The organism is Pseudomonas anguilliseptica, assembly GCF_021375795.1.
Lineage (GTDB): Bacteria > Pseudomonadota > Gammaproteobacteria > Pseudomonadales > Pseudomonadaceae > Aquipseudomonas > Aquipseudomonas anguilliseptica_A.
The window spans coordinates 1404856-1422717 of record NZ_JAEIOI010000001.1; the positions used below are offsets into that span (position 1 = coordinate 1404856).

The following is a 17862-nucleotide window of genomic DNA, read 5'->3' on the forward strand; positions in this document are numbered from 1 at the left end:
AATGACCTCTCCTCAGTTCACTGGTCTTACTATTACGGTCGTTATCCCCACCGCCGATCGTGGCACCTTGTTGCAGCGCTCGCTTGACTGCGTGCTGGCACAGACCGTTGCGGCCGCAGAAGTGATTCTGGTCGACAATGGGCGTGAGGATGCGCATACCCAGAATTTGCATGAGCGAGTTCGGGTGATTCGCACCGCGCCGCGTATTGGCCCTGGGCGCGCTCGCAATATCGGTGCGCAGGCCGCTTCGAGTGAGCTGGTGGCTTTTCTCGATGATGATGACCTGTGGCAACCTGATTATCTTGAGCGTGTTATCGAGCGTTTTCAGGAAACAGCAGCCGATGCTGTGCTGGGTCAGTTGATGCGTCAGCCCGTGGGGCAGGAGGCTCAACCCTATAAGGTGCTCCCCGATGCGGCTGAGCAGCAGCGTCGGGTGTTTTACTCCAATCCGGGGTTTGGCGGGCAGAACCTGACGATTCGACGTGAGGTCTTTCTTGCCTTTGGCGGCTTTGATGAAAGCATGCCGGCTTCGGAAGATCGTGATCTTGCCGCGCGTATGCTGCTTGCGGGTAAGCGTCTGGCTTCACAGCCGCGCGCGGTTGCGATTCTGTGTGATCATGCCGGTGGTCGTGCTCGCCATAGCCTGGCGATGGGAAATTGGGTTTTTTTCAAGAAGCACTGGCGTAATATGCGCGCCGCCGAGTTGTACCGAGCACTCAAGGTGTTGATAAAGCGCCGCTTGCTGGTATTGCTAGGGCGTTAGATAAGCAAATCAGAGCGTGCACGTGGCAGATCTTCTTGCAACAGTATTGAGCAAACTCGGCGGCCGCTTGCAGTCGCTCGGACGTCGGCGTGCCTTGTCTGCCTTCCCGGGTACGATCCGTGTGGCAGGCTGTCAGGTTACTGAACTAAAACCCTTGGGTGGGTATCGTCAGCCAGGTGTCACCAAAGCCGGGCGTTTGTCTTTTGCAGGCATGTGTGAAGGACGCAAGGTCAAGGTTTACAGCGCGTTCTCCACGGCTCAGGTTGCGTTACGCTTGGCTGTGCAGAAGCATTCTTTTCCCGGTTGTGCATTTCCGCAAATCATCGCAACCGATGGGCTTTTGATTGTTGAAGCCTGGGTTGAAGGGGAGGCTGTTGCGTCGTTAGCAGATGCTCAGCGCCTCGAAGCAGCCGATGCGGTGTCCTCATTCCTAATCAGTGTTCAGACTGATCCTGCGCTATTGGCGCTGGCGCGAGAATACGCCGGCTCTTTTTGCTATCTAAATGATTATCTGCTGAAGCGTTTGGGTGTTTGGCGTTACTGGGATGAGGTAGGCACTTTTATTCAGCAATGGAGTGGTGAGTACCAGGCTTTACAGTCGGCAGAGGCCATCCCGCATTTTTTAAGTCATCCGGACCTTTCCGCGGCGAACCTGATCCGCGAACGTGAAACGGGGCGTTGGGTGATTATTGACAATGAGCTACTGGGGGTTGGTCCTGGCTGGATTCTCGATGCACAAAACTCGTTGTTGAAAAGTGAGATTCCCTTATCTCTCGGCGAGATCAGTGTTCCATGCAGTTTTGTTGAGCGTACATGGCGTTTACGTCAGTTAGGCTCGGCTCTGGATGCCGATAATTTCAGCCGTGCAGCGTCGCTGTGCCGTCCAGATTAAATGTTGTGCTTTGGCCATGAGGTGTAGGGGGCAGTGGGAAATATAAGAAATTGGCTCGCTGTTCTAGGGCGCGATCCACTCCGTGAAACGCTGGCTGATGCATTGCAGATTCAGGTTGATCCTGCCTCTGTGCGTGATTATGCGTTGCCTGGGTATGTCCGTTACAAGCACGTCCGTGCGCCTTGGTTACGCCGGTGGATGAAGAAAAACCCGGTGTACCCATTGATCAAGGGCCGTGCTCCGCTTGTACTGTCGGGTAATTGGGATCAGGGCTGTGTGCCTTTTGCCAGCACGCCGGTCTATACATTTCTTGCCGATCTACAGGCGTGCGAGTTCGATTACCAACGCACGCATTTTTACCGTGCTCTGCTGTCTGACCTACAGGCAGGCAAGCAGCGCTCATATAAGTCTCTACTCTTGGACTCTGAACAGGCTATTGAACAGTTGTTCGAGGGCTACGTACGGGTGTTCAAAAGCATGGCGGCTGACGGGTACAAGGCCGATAAGGCTCTCGATCCTATTTGTGTGATGGTCGGGCGCGATGGTCGCTTGATCAAGGAAGAGAAAGGTCGTCATCGTCTGGCTATTGCGCAATTGGTGGGTGTTGAACGTGTGCCTGTGCTGGTTCGGCATATTCACCCTGGCTGGCTGGCGACTGTAGGAGTAGGGGCTGGTTCATGCCAGGGCCCTGACAATGTTCTGCGCGCTTTGCAGCAGCTGTCGGTTTGAGAGTGGGGCTGTACATGTTGCTAAAAAAGATAGTGCGCCGCTGGCGTGTACTTCGTTTGGTTGGTGCAAATACGATCGAACAACTATTGGCTGGCCGTCAGGATATTTCCGCAATCAGGGTTCCTAACCTGTTACTGGCTCCGGTCATCTACATCGACCCGAACAAAATTCTTTATGCCACCAGCGTGGCGATCAAGCCGGCAAAAGGGAACGCATTGTTCTTGTCTGGTGACTGGGATTTGCAGCGTCAGTCATTGCAGGAGGTTGAAACCAATAATCCCAAGTACGTGTCATGTCGGCAGTTACTTGATGGTGATGTCGGCCTTGAGGACACGCTTGAGTACGCTTTGATTATGGCTGCCATCCGCGAGCAAGGTAGCTATCGAGGCTGCCGCAATGCAGCTGACGCGTTGCATCATATTAAGGCCCGACAGGATTTTTATAGGGCGATGCAGCGCGATGGTTACAAGAGTCAGGCTGTGTTGGGCGGCAGCCGATACCAGGGCGAGATTGAGTGTGCCTTGGATCGTGAGGGTAATCTGCTCAAAATCAATGCAGGCAATCATCGTTTTGCCGCGGCACGTTATTTGGGGCTGAAAGCGGTTCCCGTGCACCTTGCGGTTATCCATTCTGACCATCTTCAACGCGTTCCCAATAACCTGTCTGCTCTTCGTGATTTGATTGCAGGGGTTGAGGCACGCTATGCCTGAGCCGAGCACATCTTGAGTGCGCGAGGAGCAGGTTCTGAGACTCGATCTTGTGGGTAAAGCTGAATCTTTAGTTTGTGGGGTGTATGGGTGAAGCTGCTTTATCTCGCACAGTCTGATATTCCATCTCAGGCCGCCAATAGTGTCCATGTGATGAAAATGTGCGATGCCTTTTCCGCACAAGGTTGCGAGGTAAGCCTCTGGTTGCCTGCAAGAAAAGCACCAGTGGATGCTGTGGATGTATGCCATTACTACGGCGTTTCCCCCAGTTTTGAGATCTGCTGGCTTTCTCGCATTGCCTGGCTAAAACCGTCCTATGCCTACGCATGGCAGATTTGGGCGCGGTTGCTAAAGGCACGGCAATTACCTGACTTGGTATTTTCTCGTTCTTTGCTCGGCGCTGTTAGCGCGTTGCTGGCTGGCGCCAATGTGGTGCTGGAAGTCCATCAGCCTATGCGTGACTCAGGCTTTTTGCAGGGGCTGATCTTCAAGTGGATTGTTCGACACAAGCGTTTCCAGCGTCTTGTCGTGATTACTAAGGCCCTCAAGGATTGGCACGTGCAGCAGGGCTTGCTTGCTGCCGATCTGATTCATGTAGCTCCCGATGGTGCTGAGCTTCCAGTATCTGGTACGACGGGTGCAGTTCATGGGTTCGCAAAGACTGCGCGTTTCAACGTTGGTTATGTGGGTAGCCTGCATCAAGGCAAGGGTATGGAAATCGTACTGCCCCTGGCTCGGTTACTTGCAGATGTCGATTTTCATGTCGTAGGGGGATCGGATGCGCAGTTGCGCGATTGGCGAGGTAAGGCCGCAGGACTCGAAAATTTGAGGTTCCATGGCTTTATGCCGCCAGCCGATGTGCACAGGTTCATGCTGGATATGGATGTGCTGTTGGCTCCGAACCAGCGCGTGGTTAAAGGTGTGGGTGGCAGTGATATAGGGCGCTGGACTTCACCCTTAAAAATTTTCGAATACATGGCCGCACGAAAGCCGATTCTGGCTTCGGATTTGCCGGTATTACGTGAGGTCTTGCTGCATGAGGTGAACTGCTTATTGTGTACAGCCGATTCTCCAGAGTATTGGGCGCAGGCGGTAGGCCGCTTGCGTGATGATCACGCTTTGGCGCAGCGCTTGGCTGAGCGAGCACATGCCGATTTGCTGGAAATGTACAGCTGGAGTTGCCGGGCCTCAATTTTGTTGGCCACGCTTGCTGGGGATGAAGGTTGAAGGCGCTACTGAAGAACCGCTTGGCCTGTTTGGACGCGTTCGCCAATGCATGGATGTTCCGGGTTATTCACGGCGATCAGCTTGCTAAACTTGAATACCTTCGTGTACCCAACGCGAAGTTATTGCCTTGTATATATATCGACCCGCTTAAAGTCGAATTCAAATGTAATCTGCGCGGTGCAGTTCAGGCTCAGCGAACGCTCGTGCGCGGTGGTGATTGGGATTTGCGGCGTAAGACCTTTGCAGAGGTTGAGGCAACAGATCCCCGCTATATCAGTTGTCGTGAATTGCTTGATGGCACTACACCGATAGAGCAATTGTTGGAATTTCGCCAGTTGCTCTCCCGCCTAGAGCAGCGTGGTGAAGCGCGTGGGATGAAAAGTTATGCGCAGCTCTACGAATACATGCAGAGCTTGCAGAGTCTCTATCGTCGCATTGCAGATACCGGGCGACTCATGACCCAACCTGAGTTGGGTCGTTGTGCTTTCGGTGGGGAAATTAATTGTGCCGTTTCTCGTGACGGTCTTTTGATGAAAACGGATGATGGCAATCACAGATTTGCCATTGCACGGGCACTTGGTTTGCGGGAAGTGCCAGTGCAAATATCGGTAATACATGCTAATCGGATTGCTGGTTTTTCAGGTGACTCAGCGTGCTTGGCAGTGAATAAATTTTTTTTAGATATACAGCGCGCAAATTCTTAACTTCTAAGGTGCATGATGTCCGGCAATGTACATGCTAATTATCGTGGCGATGTTGATGGTCTAAGAGCTATTGCTGTCGTCGCGGTAATATTGAACCACTTTTATGCTGGTTTTATGCCGTCAGGGTTCTTGGGGGTTGATGTTTTTTTTGTGATCTCTGGTTATGTAATCACGCAGAGCTTGGTCTCCATGAGAAGTGGAGGGTGGGTTGATTATTTAGCAGATTTTTATGCTAAGCGAGTTCGGCGTTTGTTGCCTGCTTTAATTTTTTGTGTGGTGGTTACAGCATTTTTATTTGTTTTTCTTACGCTTGATCCGCAGCGTGAAATTTTTGTAACGGGTGGGCTTTCACTTTTAGGGTTGTCCAATCTCTATTTGTTAAAGATTGCAAGTAATTATTTCTCTATTGATGCTCACCTTAATCCATTTACCCATACGTGGTCACTTGGTGTTGAGGAGCAGTTTTATTTTATATATCCAGCGTTAATTGCCTTCTGTGGTCTTACCTTGGTCAAAGCTGATCGTGCATGGTCGAGAACATTTAAGGTGCTTGCGTTATTCTCAATAATTTCATTTGTACTGTATTGTTTTTTGTTTTTTAGTCGTCCGGTGTTTTCGTTTTATTCTATGCCGGCAAGATTTTGGGAGTTCTGCTTTGGGGCATTTGTATTTCTCTTTATAAGCAAACGGCAGTCTATTGGATTGAGTGAGCAGTGGCAGAATACTCTGCTGTCACTATTTCTTGTTGGGTTGCTGGGGTTGTTTTTTGTTCCTGTTGAGTATCAGCTATATACTACGATCTCTGCCGTACTTTTGTCGGCAGGGTTGATTGCACTTTCGAGCTCTGGGAAATTTGTTTTCCGAATGCTGTGTTCAAAACCGTTCCTGTATTTGGGAGGGCTTTCATATTCGTTGTATTTATGGCATTGGAGTATTTTGGTTTTAGGGCGTTACACGCTGGGTGACTCATGGTTGGCGTCTTTAATACTGCTTTTAATTGTTATTGTCTTTGCGTTGTTTTCTTACTATTTAATTGAACGACCATTGCGCTATTCAGCGCTCTTGGCTGGAAGGGTTCGGCCACTGCTGCTAGTTGTTTTTTTGGTTTTACCTGGTGCCTATTTTATCGTTCGTGAGGCTCCTGAGATGCGTGTCGATGGATTAAATCTGACATCGCTTATGGGCGTTGAAGCAGTGCCTTCTTGGGCTGGGACAATCCCATGCCATGGCGATAATCAAGATGGGAATGATGAGGCTTTTCTCAGTACTTGTTTGAAACCTGAACGAACAGTTGAGCGGCCGCATGTGTTTTTTCTTTTGGGTGACTCTCACGCTGCGCAGTTGACTTTCATGCTCAATAAGGTTGTTGAGCATATGCCTTACTCTGTGCGTTTTGCTCACAATGCAAGTGATGATGATTTTCCACGAAGTTTTTTGTCTGGCCAAGCCAGTGCCCCAACTTTGGATTATGTATTAAAAGTGCTGCGCCCAGGCGATGTTGTTGCTATTGCGGTGCACCGCGGGCGTTTGAATCATGATCGGGACAGACATATTGATTTATCTGAAACTGTTGAGTTAGATGAGCGAGCGAAATTTTTTGAAGAGCATACCGCTCTGTATATTAAAGAAATACTCGCAAAGGGAGGCAGGGTTTTATTAATTCGGGATACGCCGCTTATGTCGGTCGTTGCAAAAAGTGAGGCGTGTAAGTTGCAGGTTCGCTTCTTGGGTGAAAGTGTATGTCGGGTTTCTAAAGAGCAGGATTTGCATACAAGGCAGCGGCTGGACTTTGTGTATGATCGTTTGCTCTCTGGTTCTGCTGGAGTTTACGATTGGGACCCATTCGATTTGATCTATCCTGCAACAGGGTACGTAGATGTTGTTGATGAATCAGGGCGTTATGTGATGATGGATAGCCATCATATTACCCGTTATCAGTCAGAGAAAATGGCGGCTGGTTTTTCTGCATTTATCCGTTCGCAGATGTTGAAGTGATTTGAGGCGTTTTGATGAATTTTCGCTATGACATAAATGGCTTGCGAGCAGTTGCTGTTCTGATTGTGGTGTTGTTTCACTTTTCTGTGCCTGGGTTTTCGGGCGGTTTTGTTGGTGTCGATGTTTTTTTTGTGATATCTGGCTATTTGATGGCGCAGATTATTTGTGAGCGCTGTGCGCAAGAGCGATTTTCGTTTTACGATTTTTATATGGCGCGAGTGCGGAGGATTTTTCCGGCGCTGATTGCTATGGTTGTGGTGGTACTGATTTTTACAGGATTTATTCTGCTTCCGGTTGAGTATGATGATTTAGGGTTGCATGCGTTTTCTTCTATTTTGGTATTTTCTAATATTTTGTATTGGCGCGAATCTGGATATTTTGATGAGGGCGCGCTCGATAAATGGTTATTGCACACCTGGTCTTTATCAGTAGAGTGGCAGTTCTACCTTGTTATCCCGTTGCTGCTTGTTCTAGTAATACGTTGGCGCTCTGGCAGTTATCTTGTTCCTCTGTTGTGGGTGGCTCTTGCAGGCTCGTTGGGTTTGTGCGTAGTGGCCTCGCAATATTTTGAGGCAGCATCTTTTTATTTGTTGCCGACAAGGATCTGGGAGTTTTTAGTGGGCGCTTTGCTTCATGTGCATGCTGCACGTTTACGTTGGCTCGCTCGCACGCTGTTTTTGTATGTAGGTTTATTGCTGATTTTAAGTTGTACCTTGCTCTACTCCAAAACATTGAACTACCCCTCTTTTTGGCCTTTGCTTCCTGTGTTGGGTGCGGCTTTGGTGATTGGCTCGGCTGCGCGTTCACCGTTATTGGAAAATTGGCCGATGCAATTGCTGGGTAAAATGTCTTACTCATTATATTTGTGGCACTGGCCAGTATTGGTCGCTGCTGTTTATTTGGGCATTGAGTTGCAGGCAGGCTCCCAGGCGATACTGTTTTTTTGTTCATTGGTACTAGCTTCGTTATCTTTCTATCTGCTGGAAGAGCGAGTTCGTCGAGCTTCCGGAGTTGCTTCTGTCTTCAAATTTCCGCTACTGAGCCGTGATTGGGCGATTCTCGCTATAGGGGGAGCGGTCGCGTTGTGTGCTGGCTTGATTTACTGGACTAATGGTTTACCTATTCGCTTATCAAACCAGATTGTTGCGATTGCTGAAGAAGCTGAAAGCAAGAACCCGAGACGTGATGAGTGTTTTCGACCTGGTAAACGACTGGAGTTCCCTGAATGTAGCATGGGCACATCAAGCGATGAGCCACAGTTGGTTTTCTGGGGCGACTCACACTCTGATGCGACGTTTACTGGTTTTGCTGATGCGGTGAATCGAGCAGGTAAAAGTGCTATTTACTATGGTCGATCAGGTTGTGGTCCCGCATTGTTTCAACAGGTTGTTGAAGGTGATGATGAAGATGACTTGAGTGAGTGCCTGGAATATAACCAGAGAGCTTATGAACGTATCGTGAAAAATGCCTCAGTCACCGACGTTTATCTAGCTGCGCGTTGGGCTGCCGAGAAGTATCAGAGGGGGCAAGCGGATTTTTCCGGCTTGATGTGTAAACTGGCTGCTGCTGGCAAGCGCGTGCATGTCATGGCACCTGTTCCGGTTTATGACAAAGAAATTCCTGACTATTTAGCACGTGAGCTCATGAAAGGTGGCGTTTTAACAGAGTTGGAACGCAGCTTGGCGCAATCTTTTACGCAGTATCGGGAGCAGCAGGCATTTGCTTTTGAGCAGTTTGCAAAGGCTGAACAATGCGCTGTTGAAGTCCTTGATCCTCTTCCGCACCTGTGCCCGCAAGGCTATTGCGTACCAGTACGCGACGGTATGCCGATCTATTTTGATGGTGGTCACTTGAGTGAACGTGGTTCGAAGTTACTAACCCCCATGTTTTACCAATCAATCATGGCTGCTGGAGACGCGAGTTGATTATTTTATATGTTGTTTCAACCCTGAAGCGTTGTGGCCCTACGAATCAGCTGTTTGGATTAATAAAGAATCTTGATCGCTCACGTTTCACGCCTGTCGTATTGACTCTTTCGCCTGAGCCGAGTGAGTCGCGCTGGGACGATTTTGTTGCGCTCGGAATTGACGTGCAATCACTCCGTTTGGGGCGTGTGGCGGGTGTGTTGATGGGGGGGCGAGCACTACGCGCTCGCTTGGCTGTAATTAAGCCTGTATTGATCCATAGTCAGGGCATTCGTGCGGACAGCCTATGTGTTTGGGCGGTACCGCCCTCTGTGGTGCATGTCGCGACGCTGCGTAATTATCCGTTCAAGGATTATGTGATGTCTTTTGGGCGGGTGCAGGGCGGGCTAATGGCGCGCTGGCATCTGTTTAATTTACGTCGGGTACATGCAGTTGCTTTGGTATCCAACGCCATCTATGGAATGCTCGATGGGCGCTTAGAACAAGCGCGAGTGATACAAAATGGGGTAGATGTAGACCGCTACTACAAAGTTGATAGTGCTGAGCGTGATGCCCTGCGAAACCGTCTTGGGTTACCGTTACACGCTCGATTATTTGTTTCGACAGGACACCTCGATCCTCGGAAGGATCCTGTTACTGCTATTGACGGCTTCTTGGCTGCAGCGCGCCAGAGTGATCAGTTTTTGGTGCTGGGCGATGGCACCATGCGTGAGGAATTGAAAAGCCGATATCGCCAATCTGGACAGGTAAGGTTTTTGGGGCGGGTTGCCAATGTGCAGGAGTACCTGCAGGCCAGTGATTATTTTATTTCTGCTTCGTTGGCCGAAGGGTTGCCGAATGCTGTGTTGGAGGCGCTTGCCTGTGGCTTACCCTGTTTGTTGAGCGATATCGCCGAGCATCGTGAAATCCTCGCAGGCTCCAGTTTGCAACATATGCTTTTCGCAACGGGCCAGGCTGCGGCGTTGGCCGAATGTCTGGCGGGCTTAAACGATGAGGCTTATGAGCAAGCAAGGGGTGTTGCGAGCGCCATAGTGGCAAATAGTTTCAGTGCTGCGCATATGTCGGCTCAATACCAGGAACTTTATGCGGAGCTGCAATCTTGAGTGTGGCTTTTTCCGTTTTGATGTCTGTTTATGCTCGTGAGCAGCCTGCTTTTCTAGATGCAGCCCTGCACAGCCTTGCTGCTCAGCTTGAACCAGCGCAGCAGGTGGTGTTGGTAAAGGATGGGCCGCTTACTCCAGAGCTAGAAGCGGTTATTGAATCTTTTGCCGGGCGTCTGCCTTTACATATTTGTGCGCTGCCCACTAACCAGGGATTGGCCGCTGCCTTGAATGAAGGCCTGAAGTTCTGTCGCCATGACTGGGTAGCACGGATGGACAGTGATGACGTCGCCTTGCCTGAGCGTTTTGCTACGCAGGCCGCGTTCCTTGCCAAGCATCATGATATTGATGTGTTAGGAGCATGTATTGAAGAGCGGGATGTCAGTATGGTCCGGGTTTTGTCACGGCGTGAAGTGCCGTGTGCGCATGCTGAGATCAAGCGGTTTGCCAAGCGCCGCAGTCCAATGAGCCATCCCGTTGTTGTGTTCCGTAAGGCAGCGGTGCTTGCGGTCGGCGGTTATCCGTTGTTCCAGCGTGCTCAAGATTACGCATTGTGGTCATTGCTGCTTGTGCGCGGTTACCGCTTTGCCAACCAACCTGAGTGCCTACTCTGGATGCGTACAGGGGAAGGCTTGATGGCCCGTCGAGGCTATCAGTACTTTCTCAATGAGCTGCGCTTGTTGCGCTTTCAGCGTGAGATCGGTTTGCTGAATAGGTTTGATTATGCGCTTAACGTGTTGGCGCGCTTTGCCCTGCGTATTGCGCCAAACCGCTTGAAGCAACAGATTTATAACCTCGCTAGATAGCATCTAGGCAACCTTAGCTGCCGCCTGAAAGTAGTGCTGTGGTATCGTTGCCGCATTTTTTCAGGTAAGGCGGATCTCTCATGAATATCACTGTCTTCGGCACAGGCTATGTCGGCTTGGTCACCGGTGCGTGTCTGGCTGATGTCGGCCATCAGGTCATGTGCGTTGATGTGGACAATGCCAAAATAGAAGGTCTCAAAAAGGGCGTTCTGCCAATTTATGAGCCTGGCCTTGATTCGATGGTTACGCGTAACCATGCCGAAGGTCGTTTGCATTTCACGACTGACGCTGCGCAGGGCGTTGCATTTGGTGAGGTGCAGTTCATTGCTGTGGGCACTCCGCCAGATGAAGATGGATCCGCTGATCTTAAGTACGTTTTGGCTGTGGCCACTACGATTGCGACTCACATGGTCGGTTACAAGGTCATCGTGGATAAATCCACTGTGCCCGTCGGCACCGCGGACAAGGTCAAGAGCACTGTTAGTCAGGTGCTTCAGCAGCGTGGTATGAGCCTGCCATTTGATGTGTGCTCTAACCCGGAGTTTCTCAAGGAAGGGGCGGCGATTGAGGACTTTACCAAAGGTGCTCGGATCGTTATTGGTACCGATTCTGAGGCTGTACGAGTTCGCATGCGCGAGTGCTACGCGCCATATAGCCGCAACCATGACAAGCTGATTTTTATGGATGTGCGTTCTGCCGAACTGACCAAGTACGCGGCCAATGCCATGTTGGCAACCAAAATCAGTTTCATGAACGAAATGGCCCAGCTGGCAGAACGACTGGGGGCTGATATTGAGCAGGTTCGATTAGGGATTGGCTCTGATCCTCGAATTGGCTTCCACTTTATTTACCCCGGATGCGGCTACGGGGGATCCTGCTTCCCTAAGGATGTACAAGCACTTGCGCGGACAGCTCAGCAAATTGGCTATGAAGCAGAGTTGCTCAATGCGGTTGAAGCCGTAAATGATCGGCAGAAAACAGTGTTGTTCAGCAAGCTGAGTGCTGCATTCGATGGCCAGTTAGCTGGAAAGACGATTGCTCTGTGGGGATTGGCCTTTAAGCCTAATACCGATGACATGCGTGAAGCACCGAGTCGCGAGTTGATTGAGTCACTTTGGGACGCAGGCGCTCAAGTGCAGGCCTTTGACCCTGAGGCAATGAAAGAGACTGCGCGTATCTATGGGCAACGGTCCGACTTGCGTTTGGTGGGGAGCCGAGAAGAAGCACTTGTCGGTGCGGATGCGTTGGTGATTTGTACTGAATGGAAGCAGTTCCGTACAGTCGACTTCGGGTGGCTCAAGGCTCAACTTGCAAGCCCTGTGCTAGTCGATGGACGGAACCTTTTTGATCCGCAGATCGTTAAAGCCGCCGGGCTAATGTACTACGCAATTGGTCGTGCCGATTCGCTGGCACCCGTACTCTAGTTGCAGGTTGATACTATGAAAGTTTTAGTAACTGGAGCCGCCGGTTTTATTGGTTTTCACGTATGTCGCTATTTGCTTGCGCGCGGTGATCAGGTTGTTGGGATTGATAATCTCAATGACTACTACGAGGTGGAGCTAAAACATGCCAGGCTGGATGAACTGAAGCCAAGCCGTGAGTTTCGCTTTGTTCGTATGGATATTGCAGATCGTGCTGCCATGGCCTCTCTCTTTGCCGCGGAAGGCTTTGAACGAGTCGTTCACTTGGCTGCTCAAGCGGGTGTGCGTTATTCATTGGAGAATCCACATGCTTATGCTGATAGTAATTTATTGGGTTTTCTGAACGTCCTAGAAGGCTGCCGACAAGAGAAGATTGAACACTTGGTTTATGCATCATCCAGCTCTGTTTATGGTGCGAATGAAACCATGCCATTTGGCGTGCATGACAATGTTGATCACCCTGTATCACTTTATGCCGCCACCAAGAAAGCCAACGAGTTGATGGCTCATTCGTATAGTCATTTATATGGGTTGCCAACGACAGGACTGCGATTCTTTACAGTCTATGGTCCTTGGGGGCGTCCTGATATGTCCCCGTTCTTGTTCACTCGTGCGATTCTTGCTGGGCAACCGCTTAAGGTTTTCAACCATGGGAAGCACCGTCGGGATTTCACTTATATCGATGATATTGTTGAAGGTGTCGTGCACTGTTTGGATCGTGTAGCGCAACCTAATGCTGATTGGTCTGGATTGCAGCCTGATCCATCAAGTAGTAAAGCGCCATGGCGCGTATACAATATTGGTAATAGTGAACCGGTGGAATTGCTTCGCTACATAGAATTGATTGAAGCGGCTTTGGGTAAAACTACTGTCAAGGAATTGCTTCCCCTACAGCCGGGAGATGTTGAGCATACTTACGCAGATGTTGCTGATTTGGTACGTGATACCGGTTATAAGCCTAAAGTATCTGTGGAAGAAGGTATCAAACGGTTTGTTTCTTGGTATTGTTCGTTCTATAAAATCTGACGAGATTTATAGGGCGTCTTAGTGCGCTGATAGCTGGGTGACAGAGTGATTACTTCCTGCGGTGGTTCTATTGCTTCGCGTTGCTTGATTACGGGGGCGAGCGGATTTATTGGTAGCGCTTTGTACGAGTTTCTGCAACGGCGCGATATGGCTGTCAGGGGGGCTGTGCGTCAGTTACCAAACCGATCTGGGGACTGGGTTGAAATCAAGGGGCTTGATCGTGACACGGATTGGCGCCCCGCACTCTTGGGGTGCGATGTGGTTGTGCATACTGCTGGACGTGCACATGTGCTAGGGCGGCAATCTGTTGATGAATTAGCTCAGTTTCGTGAAGTGAATCTCCATGGAACGCTGACGCTGGCCAGACAGGCCTTGGAGATGGGCGTTCGCCGTTTTGTGTTTATCAGTTCAATTGGCGTAAATGGTTCGAGCACTGTGGGAACGCCTTTTACTGAGCAAGACTTACCTGCCCCTCAGGCGCCTTATGCACAATCTAAATATGAAGCGGAACTGGCATTGCAAGACCTTGTCAGCGGCCAGGGTATGGACTTGGTTATAGTTCGTCCGCCACTTGTTTATGCTGCGCACGCACCAGGGAATTTTGCGAAGTTACTGAGGCTTGTAAAACGTGGCATCCCTTTGCCGTTAGCGTATGTCAATAATAATCGAAGTGTTATTGCTTTAGAAAATTTGCTGGATTTTCTATATTTTTGTGTCAGTCATCCGGCCGCTGCAAATCAACTGTTTTTAGTGGCGGATGGGGAAGATGTGAGTACTAAAGAAATCATTGGCTATATTTCTGAAGGTATGGGTAAAAAATCGCAGATTTTTCCTGCTCCACCTATGTTGATGGCGTTCGCTGCGAAATGTATTGGTGCTGCCTCACGTTATGAGCAGTTGTGTGGAAACTTGCAGGTGGATATTGGCAAGGCTCAAATATTATTAGGTTGGCGAGCCCCGTTGCGAACGGCTGATGCCCTCAGGTTAAGTGGTAGTCGCTATCTGGATTTTGAAAGATGATTATTGCTGGGTTGTGCATAATAACATTGATTGCCGTGTTTCTGGTAACAGGGCTTTTAAGACGTTATGCGTTGTCGCGTAGCCTGATAGATATTCCTAACTCGCGCAGTTCACATTCAGTGCCAACTCCTCGGGGTGGTGGTGTTGCTATTGTTGTATGTTTTCTGAGTGTGCTTGTTCTATTGTTTTATCTTGAATATTTAGACTTAGGGTTGTTTGTCGCGCTGTTGGGCGCTGGTCTAGGTGTCGCAATATTAGGTTTTCTTGATGATCACGGGCATATTGCTGCTCGATGGCGTTTGTTAGGCCACTTTATTTCAGCGGGTTGGATTCTTTGCTTTATTAAAGGTTTGCCGCCTGTGCTGATATTGGGCTCAAGTTACGATCTTATGTGGTTTGGCTATGTGGTTGCTGCGTTTTATATCGTATGGATGCTCAATCTCTATAATTTCATGGATGGAATTGATGGTATTGCGAGTGTTGAGGCCATCAGTGTCTGTGTTGGAATTGCGTTTATTTATTACTGTTCTGGCCATCCGGAGCATGTTGTAGTGCCACTGGTTTTGGCTGCTGCTGTTGGTGGCTTTCTTATTTGGAATTTCCCGCCTGCAAAAATTTTTATGGGGGATGCGGGCAGTGGGTTTCTTGGGGTAACGCTGGCGTGCCTTTCTTTGTATTCTGGTTGGCTTTCTGCAGCGTTTATGTGGAGTTGGTTGATTCTGCTCGGTGTTTTTGTAGTAGATGCGACATGGACCTTGTTCTGTCGCTTGTTTCGCGGTGAGGCTTTATACGAGGCGCATAGAAGTCATGCCTATCAAATAGCCTCGCGTCGTTATGGTCGACATTTGCCAGTAACAATAGCGGTTTTTTTGATTAACGTGCTCTGGCTGACGCCTTGGGCTCTGGCGGTGGCAACTGGTCGTGTGGATGGCATGTTGGCCTTGTTGTTGGCTTATTTTCCATTACTAATGCTGGCCATACATTTTGGTGCAGGGCAACGAGAGCGACTGGTATGAAACCTCAGAGTAAGTTTTTCAATGCAAGGAGGCTTTATGCTACGTAAACGTTTGTTGAAGTTGCCACGACGTATAAAGCGTAGTATTCAGTTATTTGCAGACTTGCTACTGATTTGGCTTGCGCTTTGGCTTGCATTTGTTGTGCGATTAGGTCTTGAGCCACGCATTGACCCTTTGGGTGAGTATTTGTGGTTATTTGTCTTTGCGCCATTGATTGCTATTCCAATATTTATTCGGCTTGGCATGTATCGTGCGGTAATGCGCTATTTTGGCAATGATGCATTGGTTACTATTGCCAAGGCTGTTTCATTATCCGCCTTGTTCTTGGCGTTGGCTATTTACTGGTACCAACCTACAGTGTTGGTTCCTCGCTCTCTTGTGCTAAATTATTGGTGGCTTAGCCTGATTTTAATCGGTGGGCTGCGCTTGCTCATGCGCCAGTATTTTATGGGTGATTGGTTGTCTGTTAAGCAGCAGTTGCCTTTTATGTCGCGTAGTGACGGTTTGTTAAAAGTTGCTGTTTACGGCGCTGGGGCAGCGGGTAACCAACTTGCAACAGCATTGCGCGCCGGTCGAGTCATGCAGCCTGTTGCATTCGTTGATGATGATGATGGGATCGCTACGCGCATTATCGCTGGCTTGCAGGTTTACAAGCCCAAGCATATCCAACAAATGATCGAGGAAACGGGGGCGCAGGAAATATTGCTGGCAATTCCATCTGCCAGTCGCGCCCGGCGTCGAGAGATATTAGAATTTCTTGAAACATTCCCCCTGCATGTCCGTTCTGTTCCAGGCTATATGGACTTAGCCACTGGTCGTGTGAAAGTCGAAGATATTCAAGAGGTTGATATCGCTGATTTGCTGGGGCGCGATGCCGTACCTCCGCGCAGGGATCTTTTTGAGCGTTGTATCAGTGGTCAGTCGGTTATGGTTACTGGTGCAGGTGGTTCCATTGGCTCTGAATTGTGCCGGCAGATCCTTGGTAATAGTCCTGCGCTGCTGATACTTTTAGATCATAGTGAGTTCAATCTTTATAGTATTCATGCGGAATTATCAGCGCGTGTAAAAAGAGAGTCTCTGGTTGTGAGGCTTGTCCCTGTACTTGGTTCTATACGCAACTCTGCCCGGATGGCCGATTTGATACGAATTTGGGCGGTCGATACTGTTTATCATGCGGCTGCCTATAAGCATGTGCCTATGGTTGAACATAATGTTGCAGAGGGCTTACTAAATAATGTCTTGGGTACGTTGAATACCGCCCAGGCGTCTATTCGAAGTGGGGTTAAAAACTTTGTTCTTATTTCAACCGATAAAGCTGTGCGGCCAACGAATGTTATGGGCAGTACTAAGCGTTTAGCTGAGATGGTTCTGCAAGCTTTGAGCTGTGAGGCTGCTCCACTTCTGTTTAGCGATGATAGCGTTGCACAAATCCGAAAAACGCGTTTTACCATGGTCCGCTTCGGCAATGTTTTAGGGTCTTCTGGTTCGGTTATTCCGTTGTTCCATGAGCAGATCCGTCGCGGTGGTCCGGTTACAGTGACGCACCCCAATATTACTCGTTATTTCATGACGATCCCTGAAGCTGCTCAGTTGGTCATTCAGGCAGGTGCTATGGGGCAGGGCGGTGATGTGTTTGTGCTGGATATGGGGCAGCCAGTAAAAATTGCCGAGCTGGCTGAAAAGATGATTCATCTGAGCGGATTGAGTGTCCGCTCAGAAAGCAATCCGCACGGCGATATCGCCATCGAGTTCACCGGCCTGCGGCCAGGCGAGAAACTCTATGAAGAGCTGCTGATTGGCGATAACGTCAGCCCAACCGAACATCCGATGATCATGCGGGCCAATGAAGAGCATTTGCCTTGGGAGCAGTTCAAGGAGCGCCTAGGCGAGTTATTGGCTGCAGTTGAGAGCGATGATTATGAGCGCGTGCGGCAGTTGCTGAGGGAAACCGTCAACGGTTACAAGCCCGAAGGTGAGATTGTTGACTGGATCCATGTTAAGCGCAGTGTTGAGCCCTAGTCCGCTCTGTGAGGTGATGAAAATTCCAGTGATTTGACAACTGGATGACAGCAGCTAGTTTTCAAGAGCGTGGAGAGGGAAGTCCCACGCCTTGAGAAAAAACTAACGTAAGGATACGTATATGCTGAAAGTCAAACTGTCGTCACTGTTGTTCGCTCTACTTGCCACTTTCTCTGTTGCAAGCATTGCTGCTGAAACTTCCACGCAACAAGCCCCTTCTGCTGCAGTAACCGAAGTCGCTCCAATCAGTAAGGTCAATCTCAATACGGCTGATGCCGCTACCTTGCAGCGTGAGCTGAAAGGTATTGGTGAGGTCAAGGCGCAGGCGATTGTGGCTTATCGTGATGAACACGGTGACTTTGCTTCAGTGGATGAGTTGCTGGAGGTCAAGGGTATTGGCGAGGCTACGCTGGAGAAGAACCGCGACAAGTTGAGTATCAACTGATGCATTGATCTGTTGTGCTGAACAAGGCCGGTTATCAACCGGCCTTTTTGTTTTCTGGCTGAAGTGT

General features: G+C 49.6%; 16 protein-coding genes. All 16 read left to right on the forward strand.

Annotated features, from left to right (window positions below; translation table 11 throughout):
* The first annotated feature begins 1 nt into the window (after nucleotide 1).
* Nucleotides 2–763, forward strand: a complete 762-nt coding sequence (locus IOD17_RS06490; RefSeq protein WP_233684246.1) for a glycosyltransferase family 2 protein — start codon at nucleotides 2–4, stop codon at nucleotides 761–763.
* A 22-nt stretch (nucleotides 764–785) separates the two neighbouring features.
* On the forward strand, nucleotides 786–1655 hold the full coding sequence (locus IOD17_RS06495; protein WP_233684247.1) for a hypothetical protein: 870 nt from the start codon (nucleotides 786–788) through the stop codon (nucleotides 1653–1655).
* A 102-nt stretch (nucleotides 1656–1757) separates the two neighbouring features.
* Nucleotides 1758–2384, forward strand: a complete 627-nt coding sequence (locus IOD17_RS06500) for a hypothetical protein (protein ID WP_233684248.1) — start codon at nucleotides 1758–1760, stop codon at nucleotides 2382–2384.
* Between the two features lie 14 nt (nucleotides 2385–2398).
* The gene (locus IOD17_RS06505; RefSeq protein WP_233684249.1) at nucleotides 2399–3094 is read left to right on the forward strand and encodes a hypothetical protein; all 696 of its coding nucleotides are present in this window, start codon (nucleotides 2399–2401) and stop codon (nucleotides 3092–3094) included.
* 87 nt (nucleotides 3095–3181) lie between these two features.
* Nucleotides 3182–4318, forward strand: coding sequence for a glycosyltransferase (locus IOD17_RS06510; RefSeq protein ID WP_233684250.1), 1137 nt, complete (start codon nucleotides 3182–3184; stop codon nucleotides 4316–4318).
* Nucleotides 4315–5022 carry a hypothetical protein gene (locus IOD17_RS06515; protein ID WP_233684251.1) on the forward strand — a complete coding sequence of 236 codons (708 nt, stop codon included), beginning with the start codon at nucleotides 4315–4317 and terminating at the stop codon, nucleotides 5020–5022. The genes IOD17_RS06510 and IOD17_RS06515 overlap by 4 nt, the downstream gene beginning before the upstream one ends.
* Before the next feature lie 15 nt (nucleotides 5023–5037).
* Nucleotides 5038–7017, forward strand: coding sequence for an acyltransferase family protein (locus IOD17_RS06520; RefSeq protein WP_233684252.1), 1980 nt, complete (start codon nucleotides 5038–5040; stop codon nucleotides 7015–7017).
* A gap of 14 nt (nucleotides 7018–7031) precedes the next feature.
* On the forward strand, nucleotides 7032–8942 hold the full coding sequence (locus IOD17_RS06525) for an acyltransferase family protein (protein ID WP_233684253.1): 1911 nt from the start codon (nucleotides 7032–7034) through the stop codon (nucleotides 8940–8942).
* On the forward strand, nucleotides 8939–10045 hold the full coding sequence (locus IOD17_RS06530; protein ID WP_233684254.1) for a glycosyltransferase: 1107 nt from the start codon (nucleotides 8939–8941) through the stop codon (nucleotides 10043–10045). The genes IOD17_RS06525 and IOD17_RS06530 overlap by 4 nt, the downstream gene beginning before the upstream one ends.
* 2 nt (nucleotides 10046–10047) lie before the next feature.
* Entirely contained in the window at nucleotides 10048–10848 is an 801-nt protein-coding gene (locus tag IOD17_RS06535; protein ID WP_233684537.1) for a glycosyltransferase, read from the forward strand.
* 80 nt (nucleotides 10849–10928) lie between these two features.
* Nucleotides 10929–12272 (forward strand): UDP-glucose dehydrogenase family protein, encoded by a 1344-nt coding sequence (locus IOD17_RS06540; RefSeq protein WP_233684255.1) that lies wholly within the window; start codon nucleotides 10929–10931, stop codon nucleotides 12270–12272.
* 15 nt (nucleotides 12273–12287) lie between these two features.
* Entirely contained in the window at nucleotides 12288–13295 is a 1008-nt protein-coding gene (locus IOD17_RS06545) for an NAD-dependent epimerase (RefSeq protein ID WP_233684256.1), read from the forward strand.
* A 45-nt stretch (nucleotides 13296–13340) separates the two neighbouring features.
* Complete coding sequence (locus IOD17_RS06550) at nucleotides 13341–14315, forward strand: NAD-dependent epimerase/dehydratase family protein (protein ID WP_233684257.1); 975 nt, start codon at nucleotides 13341–13343, stop codon at nucleotides 14313–14315.
* Nucleotides 14312–15331, forward strand: coding sequence for an MraY family glycosyltransferase (locus tag IOD17_RS06555; RefSeq protein ID WP_233684258.1), 1020 nt, complete (start codon nucleotides 14312–14314; stop codon nucleotides 15329–15331). The genes IOD17_RS06550 and IOD17_RS06555 overlap by 4 nt, the downstream gene beginning before the upstream one ends.
* A gap of 36 nt (nucleotides 15332–15367) precedes the next feature.
* Complete coding sequence (locus IOD17_RS06560; RefSeq protein WP_233684259.1) at nucleotides 15368–17350, forward strand: polysaccharide biosynthesis protein; 1983 nt, start codon at nucleotides 15368–15370, stop codon at nucleotides 17348–17350.
* A 121-nt stretch (nucleotides 17351–17471) separates the two neighbouring features.
* Complete coding sequence (locus tag IOD17_RS06565) at nucleotides 17472–17795, forward strand: ComEA family DNA-binding protein (protein WP_233684260.1); 324 nt, start codon at nucleotides 17472–17474, stop codon at nucleotides 17793–17795.
* Nucleotides 17796–17862 lie beyond the last annotated feature (67 nt).

Excerpts from the sequence above, each read along its gene's own strand:
- IOD17_RS06490 (WP_233684246.1), top strand. The coding sequence starts at position 2 with ATGACCTCTCCTCAGTTCACTGGTCTTACTATTACGGTCGTTATCCCC.
- IOD17_RS06505 (WP_233684249.1), top strand. The coding sequence starts at position 2,399 with ATGTTGCTAAAAAAGATAGTGCGCCGCTGGCGTGTACTTCGTTTGGTT.
- IOD17_RS06520 (WP_233684252.1), top strand. The coding sequence starts at position 5,038 with ATGTCCGGCAATGTACATGCTAATTATCGTGGCGATGTTGATGGTCTA.
- IOD17_RS06525 (WP_233684253.1), top strand. The coding sequence starts at position 7,032 with ATGAATTTTCGCTATGACATAAATGGCTTGCGAGCAGTTGCTGTTCTG.
- IOD17_RS06540 (WP_233684255.1), top strand. The coding sequence starts at position 10,929 with ATGAATATCACTGTCTTCGGCACAGGCTATGTCGGCTTGGTCACCGGT.
- IOD17_RS06545 (WP_233684256.1), top strand. The coding sequence starts at position 12,288 with ATGAAAGTTTTAGTAACTGGAGCCGCCGGTTTTATTGGTTTTCACGTA.
- IOD17_RS06555 (WP_233684258.1), top strand. The coding sequence starts at position 14,312 with ATGATTATTGCTGGGTTGTGCATAATAACATTGATTGCCGTGTTTCTG.
- IOD17_RS06560 (WP_233684259.1), top strand. The coding sequence starts at position 15,368 with ATGCTACGTAAACGTTTGTTGAAGTTGCCACGACGTATAAAGCGTAGT.
- IOD17_RS06565 (WP_233684260.1), top strand. The coding sequence starts at position 17,472 with ATGCTGAAAGTCAAACTGTCGTCACTGTTGTTCGCTCTACTTGCCACT.